This is a genomic window from Pseudonocardia sp. Ae505_Ps2, assembly GCF_001932425.1.
Lineage (GTDB): Bacteria > Actinomycetota > Actinomycetes > Mycobacteriales > Pseudonocardiaceae > Pseudonocardia.
The window spans coordinates 24,887-27,269 of record NZ_MCIP01000011.1; the positions used below are offsets into that span (position 1 = coordinate 24,887).

Sequence of the window (2,383 nt, forward strand, 5' to 3'; positions counted from 1 at the left end):
GCCCCACCCGGAGCCTCACGCCACCCGCCACCCCTGAAAACCGCACGCCTTTCTCGGCTGCTGCGGGAGCGGAGGTGCACCACGCAGTGGCCGCCGGAGGCGTGCAGTGGACCGGCGGGTGTCATTGGTCCTGGGCGTCGGGCTCTGCTTTTTGTGGGGGCGTGGCCCACCGCCGAGCGGTCATCCGAGGGATGCCGGTCAGGTACTCGACGGTGCGCCAGGACTGGGCGTCCTCGTAGAGGGCGTGCAGGACGAGTCCGCCGAGCATCGAATTTCGGCCGCGCCGGCGCCACGTCTCCTGGGCGGCGGTGATGAGGTCGGCGCGGAGGTCGCCGGTCTGCTGAGAGGGAGGGATGAGCTCGTCTAGGGCCTCCCGCTGGGCGCTGGTCATGACAGGGTCCTCTCGCTCTTGGTGTCTCATGCTAGGCATTGTCTCGCATCTCCGTGTCCTATGAGTGGGACGCAAGTCGTGCTAGTCTTGTGCTAATGGTGGGCAAGAATGGCGACGAGAGGCGGAGGACGTGCGTAGCTATCCGATCGACACCGACCGCGTGACCCTGATCAGCACCGGCACTGTGACGCCGGTGGCGAAGTGGGTCGAGTTGTCTGACGGCTCGCGCCGCCCGGACCCGCAGGGCCGCCAGGACACCGACGAGCACGGCCGCGGCCTGTGGCGGGTCGAGGCCCTGACCCCGGCCGACCAGGACGACGAGCGGGACAAGAGCGCTGTCGTCGAGATCCTGATCGCCTCCCACGACCGCCCGGCGGTGGGCTCGCTCGGTCAGCCGCTGCACTTCGACGGCCTGGTGATGACTCCCGGCTATGTGCAGCGCAAGACCGGTCAGCTCACCCCGCCGCGCTGGTCGGCGGACGGTATTCGTGGGCAGGTCGGGCGTGGTCGTAAGCCTGAGGGCGAGGCGGCCTGACATGGGCCTCTGGGCGAGGAGGGATCGGGCGGTCGATGAGCGTGAGGCCGATGGCCTGTGGTGGTCGTGGCGGCAGGCGTGCGAGGGCGCCGGGCTGTGCTGCCGGGTCGACACCGTCTCCGGCGCGACGGTTGTCGTGCCGCAGCTGGTCGACATCGTCCTGGGCCCGCCGACGGTGCTGACGATCAAGCTCCTGCCTGGTCAGCTGGTTGCCGATCTGCGCCGGGTGGCGCTGCGCATCGCCCCGCACCTGGGCGCGGCCGCGCTGTGCATCTCCCCGCTGGGGCAGATCCATGCCCGGGTCGAGCTGCTCGGCGTCGACCCGCTCGAGGGCACCGTGAGCCTGGTCCTACCCGCCGCTCCGGGCCGGATCGCGCTCGGGGTGGACGAGACGGCCCGGGACCTCGTGCAGTCCTGGGCCGACGATGTCGCGCACACGATCGTGCAGGGCGTCACCCGCTCTGGGAAGAGCGTCTGGACCTACGGGCTGCTGGCTCAGCTCGCCGCTGACCCGTTGGTCATGATCTGCGGGTCGGACCCGACCGGGCTGCTGTGGCGTCCGTTCGCCGGGACTCGACACGCTGCTCTGCAGGTCTCCGGTGTCGACGACCCCGGCGCCCACGAGGCCCTGCTCCAGGCGCTCGTCGCCGACATGGCCGCGCGCATCGCCGCGATGCCCGCCGACCGCGACACCGTCGCGATCACCACCGACCAGCCGCTGCGAGTCGTCGTCCTTGAGGAGCTGGCCGCGCTCTACCGGGTCGCCGACGCCGCGTCGACGACCAAGGACCCGATCGGCAAGCGCATCCGGTCGCTGGTCGGGCGTCTGCTCGCCGAGGGCGCGAAGGCCGGTTACCGGCTGGTGCTGATCGTGCAGCGCGCTGAGGCCGTGATCGTCGGGGCGTTCGAGCGCGCCATGTGCTCGCTGCGGATCAGCTTCCGCACCGACAACCGTGCCAGCGTCGAGCTGTTGCACCCCGGCGCCCCGGCCGAGGTGGCCGACCGGCACACCACTGCTCGCCCCGGTGTCGCGCTGCTGTCGGCCCCCGGTGAGGAGCTGACCCGGTTCCGTGCCCCCTACCTGCACGGATACCCCGACTACGTCGCCGCGATCCGGTCGGCGTGCCCGCCGGAGGGACCTGGTGTCACCGCGCTCGCGGCCTAGGGCCAAGATTCAGGGCGCGAAGATTCACACCTTCACTGCATATGGCGATGCGCCGCTGCCAGACCCGGAGATCGAACCCTCCGAATTGGCACCACGAGCGGCCCCAAAGAGAGAAAGGGCGGCTCGATGGCTGCGGCGCATGCTCCCCACACCGTAAGCCCTCTCCCCGTGCTGGGTCGAGTCGGCTCCACGAAGGCCGTGACGCTCCCCGGAGACGGTGCACCACGCCGACACACCCACGAGGCCCGAGAGGCCGTCTCTGGCGCTCTCAGGGCTCTGCGCGGTGCTGCCC

The 2,383-nt window shown here is 70.8% G+C and carries 3 protein-coding genes; 2 read left to right on the plus strand and 1 reads right to left on the minus strand.

Annotation, left to right across the window (positions count from 1 at the left end; all coding sequences use genetic code 11):
* Positions 1 to 121: 121 nt before the first annotated feature.
* Complete coding sequence (locus Ae505Ps2_RS30030; RefSeq protein WP_075313538.1) at positions 122 to 391, minus strand: hypothetical protein; 270 nt, start codon at positions 389 to 391, stop codon at positions 122 to 124.
* A gap of 130 nt (positions 392 to 521) precedes the next feature.
* Here Ae505Ps2_RS30030 and Ae505Ps2_RS30035 point away from each other — a divergent pair, with 130 nt between their 5' ends.
* Positions 522 to 926 carry a hypothetical protein gene (locus tag Ae505Ps2_RS30035; RefSeq protein ID WP_075554438.1) on the plus strand — a complete coding sequence of 135 codons (405 nt, stop codon included), beginning with the start codon at positions 522 to 524 and terminating at the stop codon, positions 924 to 926.
* 1 nt (position 927) lies between these two features.
* A complete protein-coding gene (locus Ae505Ps2_RS30040) occupies positions 928 to 2,091 on the plus strand; it encodes a hypothetical protein (protein WP_075554445.1) in 1,164 nt (387 codons plus the stop codon).
* Positions 2,092 to 2,383 lie beyond the last annotated feature (292 nt).

Excerpts from the sequence above, each read along its gene's own strand:
- Ae505Ps2_RS30030 (WP_075313538.1), bottom strand. The coding sequence starts at position 391 with ATGACCAGCGCCCAGCGGGAGGCCCTAGACGAGCTCATCCCTCCCTCT.
- Ae505Ps2_RS30040 (WP_075554445.1), top strand. The coding sequence starts at position 928 with ATGGGCCTCTGGGCGAGGAGGGATCGGGCGGTCGATGAGCGTGAGGCC.